General features: G+C 71.7%; 15 protein-coding genes and 1 pseudogene. 10 read left to right on the top strand and 6 right to left on the bottom strand.

Annotated elements, in window-relative coordinates; all coding sequences use genetic code 11:
- The first annotated feature begins 54 nt into the window (after positions 1-54).
- From ectB to thpD, 3 genes are all read left to right on the top strand, one after another.
- Positions 55-1,323 (top strand): diaminobutyrate--2-oxoglutarate transaminase, encoded by a 1,269-nt coding sequence (gene ectB / locus SSPS47_RS06690; RefSeq protein ID WP_147872109.1) that lies wholly within the window; start codon positions 55-57, stop codon positions 1,321-1,323.
- A 146-nt stretch (positions 1,324-1,469) separates the two neighbouring features.
- Positions 1,470-1,868 carry an ectoine synthase gene (locus SSPS47_RS06695; RefSeq protein ID WP_078077956.1) on the top strand — a complete coding sequence of 133 codons (399 nt, stop codon included), beginning with the start codon at positions 1,470-1,472 and terminating at the stop codon, positions 1,866-1,868.
- Positions 1,869-1,874: 6 nt separating this feature from the next.
- The gene (gene thpD / locus SSPS47_RS06700) at positions 1,875-2,771 is read left to right on the top strand and encodes an ectoine hydroxylase (RefSeq protein WP_164249492.1); all 897 of its coding nucleotides are present in this window, start codon (positions 1,875-1,877) and stop codon (positions 2,769-2,771) included.
- Positions 2,772-2,849: 78 nt separating this feature from the next.
- Here the strand turns inward: thpD and SSPS47_RS06705 are convergent, their stop codons facing one another.
- The 4 genes and pseudogenes from SSPS47_RS06705 to SSPS47_RS06720 all read right to left on the bottom strand — a co-directional run bounded on the left by SSPS47_RS06705 (position 2,850) and on the right by SSPS47_RS06720 (position 7,825).
- Positions 2,850-3,908 carry an aminotransferase class V-fold PLP-dependent enzyme gene (locus SSPS47_RS06705; RefSeq protein WP_164249493.1) on the bottom strand — a complete coding sequence of 353 codons (1,059 nt, stop codon included), beginning with the start codon at positions 3,906-3,908 and terminating at the stop codon, positions 2,850-2,852.
- 69 nt (positions 3,909-3,977) lie between these two features.
- Positions 3,978-4,712: a DsbA family oxidoreductase gene (locus tag SSPS47_RS06710; RefSeq protein ID WP_164249495.1), complete on the bottom strand. Its 735-nt coding sequence runs from the start codon at positions 4,710-4,712 to the stop codon at positions 3,978-3,980.
- Positions 4,713-4,846: 134 nt separating this feature from the next.
- Positions 4,847-6,033, bottom strand: a pseudogene (locus SSPS47_RS06715) (GTP-binding protein).
- A gap of 250 nt (positions 6,034-6,283) precedes the next feature.
- Positions 6,284-7,825 (bottom strand): aldehyde dehydrogenase (NADP(+)), encoded by a 1,542-nt coding sequence (locus SSPS47_RS06720; protein WP_164249497.1) that lies wholly within the window; start codon positions 7,823-7,825, stop codon positions 6,284-6,286.
- A 150-nt stretch (positions 7,826-7,975) separates the two neighbouring features.
- Here SSPS47_RS06720 and SSPS47_RS06725 point away from each other — a divergent pair, with 150 nt between their 5' ends.
- The 5 genes from SSPS47_RS06725 to SSPS47_RS06745 all read left to right on the top strand — a co-directional run bounded on the left by SSPS47_RS06725 (position 7,976) and on the right by SSPS47_RS06745 (position 13,406).
- Entirely contained in the window at positions 7,976-8,746 is a 771-nt protein-coding gene (locus SSPS47_RS06725; protein ID WP_147872120.1) for an IclR family transcriptional regulator, read from the top strand.
- Positions 8,747-8,855: 109 nt separating this feature from the next.
- Entirely contained in the window at positions 8,856-9,893 is a 1,038-nt protein-coding gene (locus SSPS47_RS06730) for a hypothetical protein (RefSeq protein ID WP_239064791.1), read from the top strand.
- Positions 9,890-11,224 carry a histidine kinase gene (locus tag SSPS47_RS06735; RefSeq protein ID WP_164249499.1) on the top strand — a complete coding sequence of 445 codons (1,335 nt, stop codon included), beginning with the start codon at positions 9,890-9,892 and terminating at the stop codon, positions 11,222-11,224. The genes SSPS47_RS06730 and SSPS47_RS06735 overlap by 4 nt, the downstream gene beginning before the upstream one ends.
- A 47-nt stretch (positions 11,225-11,271) precedes the next feature.
- Positions 11,272-11,898 carry a response regulator transcription factor gene (locus tag SSPS47_RS06740; RefSeq protein ID WP_239065226.1) on the top strand — a complete coding sequence of 209 codons (627 nt, stop codon included), beginning with the start codon at positions 11,272-11,274 and terminating at the stop codon, positions 11,896-11,898.
- 284 nt (positions 11,899-12,182) lie between these two features.
- Complete coding sequence (locus tag SSPS47_RS06745; protein ID WP_164254419.1) at positions 12,183-13,406, top strand: MFS transporter; 1,224 nt, start codon at positions 12,183-12,185, stop codon at positions 13,404-13,406.
- Here SSPS47_RS06745 and SSPS47_RS06750 read toward each other — a convergent pair.
- Positions 13,392-14,576, bottom strand: a complete 1,185-nt coding sequence (locus tag SSPS47_RS06750) for a hypothetical protein (RefSeq protein ID WP_164249501.1) — start codon at positions 14,574-14,576, stop codon at positions 13,392-13,394. The genes SSPS47_RS06745 and SSPS47_RS06750 overlap by 15 nt on opposite strands.
- Positions 14,573-15,574: a 5-dehydro-4-deoxyglucarate dehydratase gene (locus SSPS47_RS06755; RefSeq protein ID WP_164249503.1), complete on the bottom strand. Its 1,002-nt coding sequence runs from the start codon at positions 15,572-15,574 to the stop codon at positions 14,573-14,575. The genes SSPS47_RS06750 and SSPS47_RS06755 overlap by 4 nt, the downstream gene beginning before the upstream one ends.
- A 250-nt stretch (positions 15,575-15,824) precedes the next feature.
- On the opposite strand from SSPS47_RS06755, the gene SSPS47_RS06760 reads away from it, so the two are divergent.
- Positions 15,825-16,649, top strand: coding sequence for an NAD(P)-dependent oxidoreductase (locus tag SSPS47_RS06760; protein WP_164249505.1), 825 nt, complete (start codon positions 15,825-15,827; stop codon positions 16,647-16,649).
- Between the two features lie 91 nt (positions 16,650-16,740).
- Positions 16,741-18,003 carry a TerD family protein gene (locus SSPS47_RS06765; RefSeq protein ID WP_203557795.1) on the top strand — a complete coding sequence of 421 codons (1,263 nt, stop codon included), beginning with the start codon at positions 16,741-16,743 and terminating at the stop codon, positions 18,001-18,003.
- Positions 18,004-18,054 lie beyond the last annotated feature (51 nt).

The following is an 18,054-nucleotide window of genomic DNA, read 5'->3' on the forward strand; positions in this document are numbered from 1 at the left end:
CCGCCCCCCGCCCCTTCGTCTCTCTCTCCCACACCCCTTCGGCAGGAGACCGCTGTGACCATCACCCCGCCCGTCCTGAGCGTTTTCGAGACCCTTGAATCCGAAGTGCGCAGCTACTGCCGCGGCTGGCCCGCCGTGTTCGACCGCGCGCAGGGCAGCCGTCTCACCGACGAGGACGGCCACAGCTACCTCGACTTCTTCGCCGGTGCCGGCTCCCTCAACTACGGGCACAACAACCCCGTACTGAAACGCGCACTGATCGACTACATCGAGCGCGACGGCATCACCCACGGCCTGGACATGGCCACCACGGCCAAACGCGCCTTCCTGGAGTCCTTCCAGGATGTGGTGCTGCGCCCCCGTGACCTGCCCTACAAGGTGATGTTCCCCGGGCCCACGGGCACCAACGCCGTCGAGTCGGCCCTCAAGCTGGCCCGCAAGGTGAAGAACCGCGAGTCGATCGTGTCCTTCACCAACGCCTTCCACGGCATGTCGCTGGGCTCGCTCGCCGTCACCGGCAACGCGTTCAAGCGGGCCGGGGCCGGCATCCCGCTGGTGCACGGCACCCCGATGCCGTTCGACAACTACTTCGACGGCCAGGTCCCGGACTTCCTCTGGTTCGAGCGGCTGCTCGGCGACCAGGGCTCGGGGCTCAACAAGCCCGCCGCGGTGATCGTCGAGACGGTGCAGGGCGAGGGCGGCATCAACGTCGCCCGCCCCGAGTGGCTGCGCGCGCTGTCCGAACTGTGCGAGCGCCAGGACATGCTGCTGATCGTCGACGACATCCAGATGGGCTGCGGGCGCACCGGCGGTTTCTTCTCGTTCGAGGAGGCCGGCATCACCCCCGACATCGTCACGCTGTCGAAGTCCATCAGCGGCTACGGCCTGCCGATGGCGCTGACGCTCTTCAAGCCGGAGCTGGACATATGGGAGCCCGGCGAGCACAACGGCACGTTCCGCGGCAACAACCCGGCCTTCGTGACGGCCGCCGCCGCGCTGAACACGTACTGGGCCGACGGCCAGATGGAGAAGCAGACCCTGGCGCGCGGCGAGCAGGTCGAGCGCGCGCTGCTGGCCATCGTCGACGAGTGCGAGCCCGACAGTGTGAGTTTCCGTGGCCGCGGTCTGGTCTGGGGTATGGAGTTCCAGGACAAGCCGCGCGCCGGCGCGATCTGCCGCCGCGCGTTCGAACTGGGTCTCCTGCTGGAGACCTCAGGCCCAGAGAGCGAGGTCGTGAAGCTGCTGCCCGCGCTGACCGTCACGCCCGAGGAGCTGGACGAGGGCCTGCGCACCCTGGCCCGCGCCGTACGCGAGACGGCCTGACCGCCCCACCGCGTGAACCGCCCCACCGCGTGAACCGCCCGACCGACCGACCGTCTGATCCGAAGGTGACCCCAGGGGCCCGGTCTGAGCCGGGCCCCTGGGGGAACCCGTAGAAGACACCGCACCACAGAAGGGTCCTATTCACCGTGATCGTCCGATCGTTCAAGGACATCGAGAACACCGACCGCCATGTGAAATCCGCGTCGGGCACCTGGGAGAGCAAGCGCATCGTGCTCGCCCAGGAGAAGGTCGGGTTCTCCCTGCACGAGACCGTGCTCTACGCGGGCACCGAGACGTCGATGTGGTACGCGAACCACATCGAGGCCGTGCTGTGCGTGGAGGGCGAGGCCGAACTCACCAACGACGACACCGGCGAGACCCACTGGATCGCGCCCGGCACGATGTATCTGCTCAACGGCCACGAGAAGCACACTCTCAGGCCCAAGACCGACTTCCGTTGCGTATGCGTCTTCAACCCGCCTGTGACCGGGCGGGAGGACCATGACGAGAACGGCGTCTACCCGCTGCTGACCGAGGAGGGCTGAACCACGATGACCACCGCCCCTGCACGCACCGACCTGTACCCGACTCGTGGCGTGGGTGAGGTGACCACCCCGCGTCAGGACCCCGTCGTCTGGTCACCGCCCGGCACCCCGGGCCCGGTCTCCCAGGCCGATCTCCAGGGCCTGGAGCGGGACGGGTTCCTCACCGTCGACCAGCTGATCAACCCCGACGAGGTGTCGCTCTACCGCGCCGAACTCGAGCGGCTGATCACCGACCCGGCGGTACGGGCCGACGAGCGCTCGATCATCGAGCCCAAGTCCCAGGACGTACGCTCGGTATTCGAGATCCACAAGATCAGCGAGGTCTTCGCCGGTCTGGTGCGCGACGAGCGTGTGGTGGGGCGGGCCCGGCAGATCCTCGGCTCGGACGTGTACGTCCACCAGTCCCGTATCAACGTGAAGCCGGGCTTCGGTGCCTCGGGCTTCTACTGGCACTCGGACTTCGAGACCTGGCACGCCGAGGACGGACTGCCGAACATGCGGACGATCTCCGTGTCGATCGCGCTGACCGAGAACTACGACACCAACGGCGGCCTGATGATCATGCCCGGGTCGCACAAGACCTTCCTGGGCTGCGCGGGCGAGACGCCGAAGGACAACTACAAGCAGTCGCTGAAGATGCAGGACGCGGGGACTCCCTCGGACGAGGCGCTCACCGGCTTCGCCGAGCAGCACGGCATCAAGCTCTTCACGGGCAAGGCCGGAGCGGCGACCTGGTTCGACTGCAACTGCATGCACGGCTCGGGTGACAACATCACCCCGTTCCCGCGCAGCAACGTCTTCATCGTGTTCAACAGCGTGGAGAACACGGCGGTCGAGCCCTTCGCGGCGCCCTCCCCGCGGCCCTCGTTCATCGGCTCCAGGGACTTCACCCCGGTCCGCTGAGGACGCGCACGTGAGAGGGGCGGGGCCGGTCGTCGGGACCGGCCCCGCCCGGCGTGCCCCGCCCGCGTGCGCCGGGTGTCAGCCCGCGAGGACGTCCAGCGCGCGGTCCACGTCCGCCGTGGAGTTGTACAGGTGGAAGGCGGCGCGCAGATTGCCCGCGCGGACCGCCACGGCCACCCCCGCCCGCGCCAGCGCCTCCTGCCGGTCGCCGAGCCCCGCGACGGCGACGATCGCCGACCCCTCCGCGTGCCCGGTGCCGGCCGGCTCGTGACCGATCTCGCGCAGACCCGCCCGGAAGCGCGCGGCGAGCGCGGCGTCGTGGGTGTGGATCTTCTCGACGCCGATGTCGTTGAGGAGCGGGAGGGACCGCTCGGCGCCGTGGTAGGCGAGGAAGGGCACCGGCTGGTCGAACCGCCGGGCGGAGACGGCCAGTTCCCCGACGGGGCCGTACGTACTGGCCCACATGTCCTGGCCCGCGACCCAGCCCGCGAGGATCGGCACCAGAGTCTCCTGCGCCTCCTCGCCGACGGTGAGGAACGAGGTCCCGCGCGGGGAGACGAGGAACTTGTAGCCGCCGGTGACGGTGTAGTCGTACTGCCCCGCGTCGATCGGCAGCCAGCCCGCGGCCTGCGTGGCGTCCAGCAGCGTACGGGCGCCGTGCGCCGCCGCGGCGGCCCGCACCCCCGCGAGATCGGCCGTTCGTCCGTCGCTCGACTGCACCGCGGAGAACGCGACCAGCGCGGTCTCGGGCCGCACCTCGGCGGCCAGCGACTCCAGCGGCACGTACCGCGGCTTGAGATCGCCGCGCACGGTGAAGGGGGTGACGACGGAGCTGAACTCGCCTTCGGGCAGCAGGACTTCACTGCCCGGCGGCAGGGAGGCGGCGATCAGTCCCACGTGGACGGCGACGGCCGTGCCGACGGCGACCCGGTCGGCGGGGACCCGGACGAGCCGGGCGAACGAGGCGCGGGCGGCCTCGACCACGTCGAAGTCGCCCGCTCCGTCCGGCTGCCCGGTCCCGCTGCTCAGGGCCAGCGCCCGCACCGCTTCGACGGCCCGGCGCGGCAGCAGACCGCAGGTCGAGGTGTTCAGATACGTCGTCTCCGGCGCGAACTCGGCGCCACCCAAAGTGTCCATGCCCTCACCCTGGGACCCGCGTCTGTCCTGGTCAATCGCGCATGTCTTACGGGTACACCCAAGCGATCCTTATGAACGGGCGCCGGCCTGCGGAATCTCGCAGGAGCCGTCGGTGTCGCAGGCGGCGCCCTGTCCGTCCTCCGTGACTCCCACGAGGGGCGTGATCGCCCGGTTCTGCCACGCCTGCTCCAGGGCCTGGGTGAAGACCTCGGCCGGCTGGCCGCCGGAGACGCCGTAGCGGCGGTCGAGGACGAAGAAGGGCACCCCGGTCGCGCCGAGTTCCGCCGCTTCCCGTTCGTCGGCCCGTACCTCTTCGGCGTACGCGTCGGCGTCACCGAGGACCGCACGCGTCTCGGCCTCGTCCAGACCGGCCTCCACCGCCAGGTCGACCAGTGTCCCGGTGTCGTAGACCGAGCGCTCCTCGGCGAAGTTCGCACGGTAGACGAGGCTCAGCAGCTCGTCCTGCCGGCCGCGCGCCTTGGCCAGGTGGAGCAGCCGGTGGATGTCGAAGGTGCTGCCGTGGTCCCGGTCGCCGACGCGGTAGCCGAGCCCTTCGGAGCGCGCGTGCGAGGCGACCTGCTCCTCCATGGCGAGGGCTTCCTGCCGCGACCGGCCGAACTTGGCGGCGAGCATGTCGACCACCGGGGCGACGTCACCCTTCGCGTGCCCGGGGTCGAGCTCGAAGGAACGGTGCACCACCTCGACGTCGGCCCGGCGCGCGAAGGATTCGAGCCCCTTCTCGAACCGGGCCTTGCCGATGTAGCACCACGGGCAGGCGATGTCGCTCCAGATCTCCACACGCATGTGTCTGCTTCTCTCCAGGCAGGGTCGTGCGGAGCCTCCCTCCGCCTCTACCGCAACCGCCGGACGGCGCGTGCCATTCCCCCCGCAGGGGCGGGAGGCACGGCCCGTACCGGACATCATGTGACCTCGTACGCTCACCGCGCCCCCGCCGAGACCCGGCGTACCACGCTGAGCAGGTACTCCTTGCGGTTGAGCGGGTCGTGGTCGGTGCGGGAGCGGGTCGGGGGCGTGCCCCGGACCGGGCGGTGGTGGTCGAACGCCGCCTCCAGGACGCCCTCGCCGCTGGTGAGCGTCGGCAGGAGCTGTTCGAGGGCGTGTACCTCGGCCGCCGGGATCTCGCCCTCCACCACGTAGGACGCCCCGCGCGCCGACGGGGTGTGCAGTACGGCGCGCAGCCGGGCCAGCGCGGGCAGGACGGCGCCGAAGGTGTCGGCCGGTACGTCGAGGCGGAAGTGGTTCATCGGTTCGCACACGACCGTGCCCGCGCGCTTCAGCGCCTCCATCAGCACCAGCGGCGTCAGCAGGCGGAAGTCACCGCCCGTGCTCGACATGCTCTTGTCGAAGGTGCCGTGGGCGTGGCTCTGGCGCGGCGCGTAGCCGGTGCGGGGCCGGTTCGACCCGCAGTCCGACGGTCGCGAGGAACGGATTGGGCTCCTTGCCCATGACCTCGGCGGCGCCGCCCGTGCCCGCGAGCCGTTCGACGCAGATGGTGGTGGTCTCGCGGAAGGTGACGTCCACGCCGTACTCGTCGGCGAGCGTCGCCTGGATGACCTCCTTCTGCACTTCGCCGTAGAGCGACACGGAGATCTCCTGCCGGATCTCGTCCTGCCGCGGATTGATCAGCGGGTCCTGCTCGGCGAGCTGGGTGAGCGCGGCGTGCAGGGCGCCCTTGTCGGAACCCTCGCGGGGGACGGCGGGCGCCGACCCGGTCGATCTTGTTGACGAAGACGAGCGTGGGAATGCGCAGCCGGCGCAGCGTGCGCATCAGGACGCGCGTCTGCGCCTGGACTCCCTCGACGGCGGAGACGACGAGCACGGCGCCGTCGAGGACGCTGAGCACTCGCTCCACCTCGGCGATGAAGTCCGGGTGTCCTGGTGTGTCGATGAGATTGACGGTGACGTCGTCGATGGCGAACGACACGACGGCGGACTTGATGGTGATGCCGCGTTGACGTTCGAGCGCCAGGGAGTCGGTCTGGGTGTTGCCGTCGTCGACGCGGCCGATCTCGTCGATGACTCCGGCGGCGTGCAGCAGCCGCTCGGTCAGGCTGGTCTTACCGGCGTCGACGTGGGCCAGAATGCCGAGGTTGAGCGTGGTCACCAAGCGTCAGGTCCCTTGAGTAGGAGGAGATTTCCTTCTTCTGGATGGACTTGGACGCTCGGCGCATGACGGCTCCTGAGGTGTTCGGTGGACTCGCGGGCCGGCCGGCGGGACGGCTCGGTAGACGTCGGGGAGTACAGCAAAACCCGCCCCGTCCGGCAAATGATTTACCGGACGGGGCGGGCATGTTCCCGGTGCCGCGCGGGGCGGTGCGGTTTACGGGACGGCGCTGCTCACGAAGCGGTCTTCTTTACGAGGCGGCCTGCTCCGCGCGGCCGTCGACCCGGCGCGGCAGCCCCGCCGGGTTGTCGTCACGCAGCTCCTCCGGGAGCAGCGCGGCGGGCGTGGACTGGTAGGTGACGGGGCGCAGCCAGCGCTCGATCGCGGTGGCGCCGACCGATGTCGACGTGGAGGTCGACGCCGGGTACGGGCCGCCGTGCTGCTGCGCGGGGGCGACGGCGACGCCGGTGGGCCAGCCGTTGACGAGGACGCGGCCCGCGAGCGGCGTCAGGTCGGCGAGCAGCCGCGCGGCGCCGGAACCGGCGTCCTCGGCCTCGCCCTCCGCGAGGTGCAGGGCGGCGGTGAGGTTGCCGGGGAGACGGGACAGGACGGCGCCGATCTCCGCGTCGGAACCGTAGCGGGCGACGACCGTCACGGGGCCGAAGCACTCCTCCAGAAGGAGGTCGTGCGGTCCCTCGGCGGCGAGCCGGCGCGCGGGGACGGTCAGATATCCCGCGCTGACGGTGTGGTCACCGCCGGGTCCCGGCGTGATCGGGGCCTCCACGTCGGGCAGTTCGGCCCGTTCCCGTACGCCCGCCACGAAGGCGTCGCGCATCCGGTGGTCGAGCATCACGCCGGGCTCGGTCTCGCTGACGGCCGTCGTCAGCGCCTTGAGGAGGCTGTCGCCCGCGTCGCCGGCCGGGACGAGTACGAAGCCGGGCTTGGTGCAGAACTGGCCCTCGCCGAGGGTCATGGAGCCGGCCAGTCCGGCACCGAGTCCCTCCGGGCGTTCCGCCGCCGCGGCCTCGGTGATCACGACGGGGTTGAGCGAGCCCAGTTCGCCGTGGAAGGGGATCGGTGTGGGCCGGGCCGCCGCCGCGTCGAAGAGGGCGCGTCCGCCCCGTACGGAGCCGGTGAACCCGGCGCCGGCGACCAGCGGGTGCTTCACCAGCTCCACACCGGCCTCGAAGCCGTGCACCAGGACCACGACGTCCTCGGGCAGCCCGACCCGCTCCGCCGCCCTGCGCAGCGCCGAGGCGCAGATCTCGGAGGTGGCGGGATGGTCGGGGTGCACCTTGACGACGACGGGGCAGCCCGCGGCGAGCGCGCTCGCGGTGTCGCCGCCGGGGACGGAGAAGGCGAAGGGGAAGTTGCTCGCCGAGTAGACGGCGACGACACCGAGCGGCACCTTGTAGCGCCGCAGGTCGGGCCAGGGCGGCGTCCGGTCGGCGTCGGCGTGGTCGATGCGTACGTCGAGGAAGGCGCCCTCGTCCACGACATCGGCGAAGGCCCTCAACTGGGCCGTCGTACGGGCGAGTTCCCCGGTGAGCCGGACCGGCCCCAGGGCGGTCTCGGCGTCCGCCGCCTCGATCACGTACGCGCCGGACTCGTCGAGGATGTCCGCCGCCGTACGCAGAAGCGCCGCACGCGCGGTACGGTCGGCGAGCGCGGGCCGGGCGGCGTACGCGCGACGTACTTCGCGGTCGACCTCCTCGGCCGTGGCCTCGACCGCGACCTGCTCACGCGGCTTCCCGGTTCGGGGGTCGACACTCCAGACTGGTGCTGCTGCCACCGCGGCTTCCTTCCAATTCCTGTGCCGTCCGCTGTCATCACCGAGGCGCTGTTCGGTATTCTGAACAAAGTTCCTGATGATGAATCCAAGGGGACTCTATTTCCGTGCGTTCTGTGTGGTCAAGAGTGGTCAAGATAGGGGCGAGGGACAATGTCGGCTGCGGAAACGGGTGGAGCACAGGTCAAGTCCGCTGTGCGGACGGTGGAATTGCTGGAGTACTTCGCCGGGCGCCCGGGCATGCACTCGCTCGCCGCGGTGCAGGAGGCCGTCGGCTATCCCAAGTCCAGTCTCTACATGCTGCTGCGGACCCTGGTCGAGCTGGGCTGGGTGGAGACCGACGCGACGGGCACGCGGTACGGCATCGGCGTACGGGCACTGCTGGTCGGCACGTCGTACATCGACGGTGACGAGGTGGTGGCCGCCGCCCGGCCCACGCTGGACCGGCTCTCCGACGACACGACGGAGACGATCCACCTGGCGCGGCTCGACGGTACGAACGTCGTCTATCTCGCCACCCGCCAGTCGCAGCACTATCTGCGCCCCTTCACGCGGGTCGGCCGCCGGCTGCCCGCGCACTCCACCTCGCTCGGCAAGGCGCTGCTCGCGACGCACAGCGACGAGCAGGTGCGCAAGATGCTGCCGGAGACGATGGCCCCGCTGACCGAGCACACGATCACCGACCGTGAGCAGCTCATCGGGGAACTGAACACGATCCGCGAGCAGGGGTATGCCGTGGACCGTGAGGAGAACACCCTCGGGCTGCGCTGCTTCGGCATCGCGATCCCGTACCGGACCCCGGCGCGCGACGCGATCAGCTGCTCGGTGCCGGTGGCGCGGCTCACCCCGGCGCACGAACAGATGATCAAGGACGCTCTGTTCGACGCCCGGGACCGGCTGACGCTGGCCACGCGCAGGCTCTGATCCAGCGCGTCGTCCCTCCGGCGGGTCCCCCGGGTCTCCGCCGCACGGCGGAGGGGGATCGTCAGGGCGCAGGAGGTGCGGTGGGCCCCGGGCCGGGAGCGTGGGTGGCATGACGCAGACATCCACCGCCTCCTGGGTACGAACCCCCGCTCCGGCACCGGTGCCACCGCCCGGCCGTGGCGTACGGGCGGTGCGCGCCGTCGCGATCGCCTCGTGCCTGCCGTACATCACGCTCAAGGTCCTGTGGATCGCCGGCAGCCGGGTCGGGATTCCGGACGGCAGCACGCTGCTGGACGACCGGATCGCGATGGCCATCGGCAACGGCCTGTCCGTCGCCCTCGACGCCGCCGTGGTGGTCCTCGCCCTGCTGCTCACCCAGCCGTGGGGGCGGCGGGTCCCCGCCTGGCTGCTCGCCCTGCCGATGTGGGTCGCCACGGGGCTGCTCGCGCCGATCATGACCGGCTATCCGCTCCAGCTGGCGGTCACCGCGTTCAGCGGTTCCGGCTCCCCGTCGGCCGGGGCCGACGAGCCGTTCCTTCACGAATGGGTCTTCGCCGTCGTCTACGGCGGATTCATCGTTCAGGGCCTCGCCCTGGGCGCGCTCTTCGTTCGGTACGCGCACCGGCGGTGGGGGCACCTCTGGCGGGGCCCACTCGGCGGTACGGCGGCGGCCGGGGACCCGGGGGCCGCGGGGCCGGGGCAGGCATCCGGCCGGCGGAGGGGGTCGGCGCGGGCGGCGGCCGTGGCCGGTTCGCTCCTCGCGCTCTTCCCCGGCGCGATGCACCTGCTGTGGGCCGGCGGTTCGACCACCGGGCTCGGGGCGGAGCGGATCGCCGGCCGTACGAACGACTTCCAGGTCCTCGAAGGCGTCAGCGCCGGCTTCGCCGTCCTCGCCGTGACGGCCACGCTGATGCTCGCGTTCCGCCGGGCCGGCCGGCCGCCCCTGAAGGCCGCGGTGGCCGGCGCCTGGGCCGGGTCGGGGGTGCTCGGCTGCTGGGGCGGCTGGCTGCTGCTGGCGTCGCTCATGCCCACCGACGGGGCGGACCCGCACACGCCCACGTTGGTGCTGACCTACGCTGTGTCGATGGTCGCCGGGTTCCTGCTGCTCAGCGGTGTCGTCTCCGTCCTGCGGCGACGCGCCGCATGACAGCCCGGCTCCGGCGGTCGGCCGTGCCACTCCTGCGCCCGCTCGTCGGCGGCGGGGCGCGGCTGCGCTGGACACATCTGATCCTCGGCGGCGCCCTGTTGATGCCGTACTGGCTGCTGGGCACCGTGATCGTCGGTCCGCTCGCCGGTTCCGACACCGTGTTCTCGGGCTCCCTCGCGCTCCAGTTCGGCGCGTTCGCGGCCGCGCTGCCGATCGCCGCCGCGAGCGCGCTGTTCCCGCTCGCACGGCCGCTGTCGGTGGCCGCCGCACGGGCCATGTGCGGACTTCCGGAGGGTTGGCTGGCCGACGGTCCCGCGCGCTCGCGGGCGGCCAGGGTGCGTACGGCCGGCTGGTTCACGCTGCACGTGGGCCTCGGCGGGATCATCAGCGGTATGTCGCTGGCGCTGCCGCCGTTCGCGGTGGCGCTGCTGGTGCTGCCGCTGTCGCCGGCGCTGCGGGAGAACCGGCTCGGGATGCCCCGGGTCTTCAGGCACGACCTGGCTCTGACCCTCGCGCCGCTCGGCGGGATCCTTTCACTCGTGGCGCTGGCCGCGTGCGCGGCGGTGGCGGGGGCGCTGCTGGCCCGGCTGGCGCCCGTCCTGCTCGGCCCCACACCGTCGGACCGGCTGGCCGCCGCCGAACGGCGGGCGGCGGATCTCGCCGTACGCAACAGGCTGGCCCGCGAGCTGCACGACTCGGTCGGCCACGCGCTGAGCGCGGTGACCCTCCAGGCGGGCGCGGCGCGGCGGATCCTGGACAGCGACGACCCCGGGGACATGGAGTTCGTGCGGGAGGCGCTGACCGCGATCGAGGAGACGACCCGGCGCACCGTGGGTGAACTGGACTCCGTGCTGGGCCTGTTGCGCCGGGACGACGAGCCGGGGACGGACGAGGAAGCGGCGGTGGGCGCCCCGTCGGGGCCGACGCTCGACGCGCTGGAGGGGCTGCTGGCCCACTGCGGTGTGCGTGTCGCGCCGACCGTCGACGGCGGGATGACGGCGGTGCCGGAGCGGGTGTCGCGGGAGGCGTACCGCATCGTCCAGGAAGGGCTGAGCAACGCCCTTCGGCACGGCGGGGCTTCGCCCGTCACCCTCCGGATCGCCCTGAGCGAGGAGATGCTGGAGATCACGATGGACAATCCGCTGCCGGGCACACGACCTGCCGCCGGGCCGGTGGTGCCCTCTGTCGTACGGCCCGGAGGCGGACGCGGGCTGCGCGGTGTCACCGAGCGGGCCACGCTGCTCGGCGGGCACGCCGAGGCCGGTCGTCACGGGCAGTCGTGGCGACTGGCGGTCACCCTGCCGCTGGCCTCCGAAGGAGGTGCCCGGTGAACCCGGACACGACCGGCATCACGGTGGTGCTCGCCGACGACGAGCGGATGGTCCGCACCGCCCTGCGCGTCATCCTGGAGGCCGAGCCGGACATGACGGTCGTCGGCGAGGCGACGACCGGCGCCGAGGCGGTGTCCGTGGTGCGCGCGGTACGCCCCGACGTCGTGCTGATGGACGTCCGGATGCCGGAGATCGACGGCATCCGGGCGACCGAGCAGATCCTCGGGTCACCGGCCCCGGCATCCGCCCCGCTGCCGCGTGTCGTCGTGGTCACGACCTTCGAGAACGACAGCTATGTGTACGAGGCGCTGCGCGTCGGCGCCTCCGGGTTCCTGCTCAAGCGGGCGGCGGCGGAGGATCTCGTACGCGCGGTGCGGCTCGTGGCGCGGAGCGACTCGCTGCTCTACCCGGCCGCGCTGCGGGGTCTCGCGGCCGAGTACGCCCGCAGGCACCCCCCGGCGCCGCGCTGGGCGAGCCGGCTCACCGACCGTGAGGCGGACGTGCTGCGGCTGATGGCCACCGGCCTGACGAACGCGGAGATCGCGGGGAAGCTCGACGTCGGCCCGGCGACGGTGAAGTCGCACGTGGCGGCGGTGCTCGCGAAGACCGGCGCCAGGGACCGTACACAGGCGGTGATCGCGGCGTACGAATCGGGCTTCATCAGCCCGAGGTGACGAATCACGCCGCTCCGGATGGCGATGGTCTCCTCGGCGCTCGCCAACCCGCCGAGGTCGGCGGCAAGACGGGGACGGCCCAGCACGGTGTGAACAACAGCCGCATGCCGTACGCCTGGTTCACCTCGTACGCGAAGGACTCCTCCACCGGCGACGGTCTGGCGGCGCCGATCGCCAAAGAGACGATGGAGGCGGCGCTGCGCCGACCGGGTCCGGCGGCTGACCGCTCCGGCGGCGGGGAACGGCCCCTGTGTCCCTCCGTGACCCCGTGCCAGGATGTACCCATGGGGACGGGGAAGAAGTGGGCTGTGGGCACGGTCCTCCGGGACCGTAACGCCGGGCTGTATCTGTCCGGCGTGGTCGTGTCCGGATTCGGCACGTCGGCCATGTGGCTGGTCGGCGGGATCTGGGTCAAGTCGCTCACCGGCTCGGACAGTCTGGCGGCCCTGACGGTCTTCGCGATGTGGGCGCCGACGCTGGTGGGTCCGCTGCTGGGGACGATCGCCGACCGGTGGCGGCGCAGACCGCTGCTGGTGTTCTGCAATCTCGTCATGGCCGCGCTGCTGCCCCTGCTCCTCCTGGTCGACTCGGCGGACCGGATCTGGATCCTGTTCGCCGTGCTGTCCGTGTACGGCGTCAGCGGTGTCGTGCAGGACGCCGCCGAGGCGGCCCTGGTCGCCACGGCGATGGACAAGCGGCTGCTGGGTGACTTCAACGGGCTGCGGATGACGGCGAACGAGGGCATGAAGCTCCTCGCGCCGCTCGCGGGGGCCGGGCTGTACGCGGCGTACGGCGGCGGCACGGTCGCCATGCTGGACACCGCCACGTTCGTGCTGGCGGCCGGCCTCTTCGCGCTGATGCGGGTGCGGGAGGACAGGCCCGTGCCGGACCGCACCGGCGGTTGGCTCTCCCGTACGGCGGAGGGCGGCCGGGTGCTGCGGGACTCGCCCGTCCTTCGTCCGCTCGTCCTGGCGGGGTCGGTCACGATGCTGCTCGCGGGGCTCAACGGCGCCGCCGTCTACGCGGTGGTCGACAAGGGCCTCGGGCACGCTCCTACGTACGTGGGGCTGCTCTACGCGCTCCAGGGCGCGGGCTCGGTCGCCGTCGGGCTGCTGGCGGGCCCGCTGATGCGCAGGATGCCGGAGCGGGTGTTCGCGGCCGGTGGCATCGCGCTCTTCGCCGCCGCCGTGGGGCTGCGGGCGCTTCCGTACGACGCGGTGGTGCTGGCGAGCGCGGTGGCGGTCGGGGTCGGGCTGCCGTGCGTGCTGATCGTGGCGCTGACGGCGGTGCAGCGCGAGACGCCGGACGCCGTGCTGGGGCGGGCGGCGGCCACCGCCAACACCCTGATCTACGTGCCGAACGCGGTGTCCCTCGCGCTCGGCGCGGGACTGATCGCGTTCGTCGACATCACGGTGCTGCTGCCGGTCACCGCGGTGATCGGGCTGCTGACGGCGGCCGGCCTCACCTTCTACGGAGGTCTGCCGCGACGGGCCTCAGCCGAGACCTGAGAGCGCGGCCGTGACGGCGGCCAGGTCCGCGTCCGAGGCCAGGCCCGCGTGGTACAGCCGCAGTTCGCTCGCGCCGAGCGAGCGCGCGTGCGCCGCGTCGTCGGCGAGGGTGTCCGGGCTGCCGCCCATGCCCTTGACGACGGTGAAGTTCGCGGCGAGGACGGTGGCTTCGCGGCGGTGGGCGGCGAACGGTGTGAGCATCGCCTCCGCCGCGCCACCGGTGCACGGCAGGACGACCCCGTCGGCGACGCCCATGACGTGCGCGGGGTCGACCCCGGCGTTGGCCCCGGTGCGGTGGGAATGGGGGTCGGCGTGGAGCAGTACCTGGAAGCCGGGTTCCGCCGCCGCGCGCACGGCGGCGACCGTGTCCTCCTGGAGCGTACGGGCCGTCAGCAGGCGCCAGTCGAGGGTGGCGGCCGCGAGATCCGCTCCGAGCAGCTTCTCGACGGCCGGCCATCCCGGGAGACCGCCGGTGCCCCGGGTGCCGCTCCAGACGGGTGCCAGGGCGCGTCTGACGGCGGCGTTCAGTTCGTCGGCGTCCAGGCCCAGCGACCGGTAACCGGCGCGGCAGACGGAGCAGAAGCAGAGCGACATCAGGTACTGCGCGGCCTCGTCGAGCGGGACGCCGCCGATCTTGTCGTGTGCGTGCAGATGCGCGAGCCCGTACCAGCCGAGGGATTCCAGCTCGGTGCCGCCCGCGCCGGGCCGTGCGGCCGCCTCCGCCGCGAGCGACACGGCATAGGTACGGACGGCGGGGCGGGCGACGCACGGGGCCCAGGGGTAGCGGTCGCCGTAGGCGTTCACCACACAGGAGCCGGGATTCTCCGCGCCGAGGCGGGAGTTGTGCGCGAGGACGACCCAGGTGTGCACGTCGAGTCCGGCGTCGGCGAGCGCGGAGGCGGCCTCGCCGTAGGCGTCGCCGGGGGCCCAGTCACCGGAGGCGTACGGGCGCAGTTCGGCGTCGGCCCAGCGCTCCTCGTCCACCGGGTAGAGCACGGCGGCGTGTTCGGCCGTGACGACGCGGTGGCGCGGGTGACGGGGGGTGAGGGCGCGCGCTGAGTGGTAGGCGGAGGCGAGGGACACCTGCCGGACACCGAGGTCCACGACGCGGGCGGGGGCGTCGGGGTCGCCCACGACGTCCCAGGGGTAGAGGAACGCGGAGGTTTTCACGCGCGCTCCCCCTGCTCTCCGGTGCCGGCGCCGGCACCGGCGGCTTCTCCGTCGTTGTCCCCGTCGCCGATCAGCGCGTAGCCGCGTTCGATGATCTCGGTGAGTTCCTTGATGTGCGCGGGCTGCGGTTCGCTCAGGGGTGTGCGTACCTCGCCGACGTCGTGACCGCGCAGTCTGACGCCCGCCTTGACGAGCGAGACGGCGTATCCGCTTCCTTTGGAGCGCAGTTCGACCAGCGGCCGGTAGAAGCCGTCGATGAGCCTGTTCACGGTTGTGTCGTCGCCGGAGGTGAGGGCGCGGTGGAAGGCGAGGGCGACCTCGGGCGCGAAGGCGAACGCGGCGGAGGAGTAGAGGGTGATGCCGATGCCCCGGTAGGCGAGGCCGGTGAGTTCGGCGGTCGGCAGGCCGTTGAAGTAGAGGAAGTCCCGGCCGGGCTCCTCGGTGCGTACGGCGCTGAGGACGCGCTGCATCAGGTCGAGGTCGCCGTGGCCGTCCTTGAGGCCGATGACGCCGTCGGTCCGGGCGAGCCTGACGACGGTCTCGGGGGTGAAGATCGCGTTGTCCCGCTGGTAGACGATGGTCTCCAGGCCGGTCGCGGCGGCCAGCGCCGTGTAGTGGCGCAGCAGTCCCTCCTGGTCGGCGACCACCAGGTAGGGCGGCATCGCGAGCAGTCCGTCGGCGCCCGCGGCCTCGGCGATCTCCGCGTATCCGACGGCGATTGCCGTACCGTAACCGGCGGCGGCCACGACGGGGACCGCTCCCGCGGTCTCCTCCACGGCGGCCCGCACGCAGTCTCCGAACTCCTGCGGAGTCAGTGCGTGGAACTCGCCGGTGCCGCAGCAGGCGAAGACCGCGGCGGCTCCCGCGTCGACGCCGCTTCTGATGTGGGCGCGGAACGCGTCGAGATCGAGGGCGCCGTCCGGACCGTAAGCCGTGACGGGGAAGAACAGCGGTCCGGCGACTGTGTTGAGGCGGGCGGCGAGCGGGGCTGAGGTCACTGGCGCTCCCTGGGCGTGCGGCGAGCACACATACTCGTGCACAATTCTGATCGGCGTCCACGTTTCTGAACAGCGCCACGCTAGGGCAGCCGTGCGGCGCCGGTCAAGACGGAAAACCGCAACCCAGGAGCGGATTCCCCGCCTCCGCCCGACACTTGACGGTGACTGAGAGGCTCCTTAGCGTGTCCATGGATATGAATTCAATCCATGGATCTGAGTCCGGTTGAGTACGTCCGAGGAGAATTGGCCCATGCCCCGACCGCGAACCGTTCTGCTCACCGGCGCAGCAGGCGGCCTCGGCACCCTGATGCGGGGCCTGCTGCCCGCCTACGGGTACGAACTCCGGCTCTTCGACGCCACTCCCATAGAAGGCGAGCCGGACGCGATCACGGCGGACCTGGGCGACAGGCACGCCCTGCGCGAGGCCGTCCAGGGCGTCGACGCCGTCATCCACCTCGCCGGCATCTCGCTGGAGGCGTCGTTCGACAAGATCCTGCGTGCCAACATCGAAGGGACGTACAACCTCTACGAGGCCGCGCGCGAGGAGGGTGCCGTGCGGATGGTCTTCGCCTCCAGCAACCACGCCGTCGGCTTCACGCCGCGGCCGCGCGGCTCCTTCCCGCTCGACTCGCAGGCGCTGATCCCGATCGGGACCCCGCACCGCCCCGACACCTTCTACGGCCTGTCCAAGTGCTTCGGCGAGGACCTGGCGCAGCTCTACTGGGACCGGCACGGGCTGGAGACCGTCTCCGTACGGATCGGGTCCTGCTTCATGGAGCCGACCTCCGTACGGATGCTCTCGGTCTGGATGAGCCCCGGCGACGGCGCGCGGCTCTTCCACGCCGCACTCACGGCCGAGGACGTCGGGCACACCGTGGTCTACGGCTCGTCCGCCAACACCCGTCTGTGGTGGGACCTTTCGACGGCCCGCGGGCTCGGGTACGAGCCCCGGGACGACTCCGAGCAGTACGCGGACAAACTCGTCGCCGAACAGGGCGAACTGGACCCGCAGGATCCCGACCACGCCCATCTGGGCGGCCACTTCTGCACCGACCCGCCGCAGTGGCCGTACTGACCCGCCCCGTCGGCCGATCCGTGATGACCCGTACGGGCGAGGGGGGCAAGAGTAAGGGAACGGCAAAGAGGGGTCGTTCGTTACGCCTGGCATGACAGCTATGACCCCCGGCTCGAACATCCCTCTCTCCGCCACCCGCGTGGCGGTGGACGTCGCCGCACCGGTGCGGCTCGACGTATCGGGCCTGCTGCTCACCGCCGACGGCAAGGTGCGCTCCGACGACGACTTCATCTTCTACAACCAGCCGGCCGGCCCCGGTGTGACCTACCGGTCCGGCGGCGGTACGGCCCCGGACGCGATCGTGGTCGACACCTCCGCCGTCCCCGCCGGTATCGAGAAGATCGTCGTCACGGCCAGCCCTGACGCGGCGGGACAGAGCTTCCAGGGCATCGAGCCCACAGCGACCGTCCGCAACGCCGACGACGGTGCCGCGCTCGCCACCTTCACGCCGCCGAATCTGGGTTCGGAGACCGCCCTGGTGGTCGTGGAGGTCTATCTGCGCAACGGCGCCTGGAAGGTCCGCGCGGTCGGCCAGGGATACGCGAACGGGCTGTCGGGCATCGCCACCGACTTCGGCGTCTCCGTCGAGGAGCCCGCGGCTCCGGCCGCCGCCCCGCAGGCGCCCGTGGCCCCGGCCGCGCCGGTGCCGCCCGCCGCGCCCGTCCCGCCCCCGGCGCCGACCCCCACGATCGCCGATCCCCGTGTCGCGGCGCCCCCGGTCGCGCCCGCCGCGCCCGTCCCGCCGTCCGCTCCCCCGGCGCCCCCGCAGGGCGCCGGGAAGATCAACCTGGACAAGGGCCGCGTCAACCTCCAGAAGAACCAGACGGTGTCGCTCGTCAAGGGCGGTGCCCCGCTGCTGACCCAGGTCAAGATGGGTCTCGGCTGGGAGCCCGCCTTCCGCGGCAAGGACATCGACCTCGACGCCTCCGTGATCGCCTACGGGCCGAACCGCAACCACCTGGACAGCTGCTACTTCGGCAAGCTGGCCATCCTGGGCGGCTCGATCAAGCACTCCGGCGACAACCTCACCGGTGAGGGCGCCGGGGACGACGAGACGATCGTGGTCGACCTCGGACGGCTGCCGGCCGAGGCCACCGGCCTGGTCTTCACGGTCAACTCGTTCACCGGCCAGAAGTTCAACGAGGTCGCGAAGGCCTACTGCCGGCTGCTCGACGCGCGGACCGGCGAAGAGCTCGTCCGCTTCGACCTCACGGGAGCCGAACCGCAGACCGGCGTGATCATGGCGAAGCTGATCCGCCAGTTCTCCGGCGAGTGGGAGATGACGGCCGTCGGCGAGTTCGTGAAGTCCCGCACGGTCCGCGGCATGGTCAAGCCCGCGGCCAAGGCCCTGTAAGCGCCGGTCCGGATCCGCCTTCGGATCCGGACACGCCTTTACGGGCCGCCG

This window comes from Streptomyces sp. S4.7 (assembly GCF_010384365.1).
Taxonomy (GTDB): domain Bacteria; phylum Actinomycetota; class Actinomycetes; order Streptomycetales; family Streptomycetaceae; genus Streptomyces.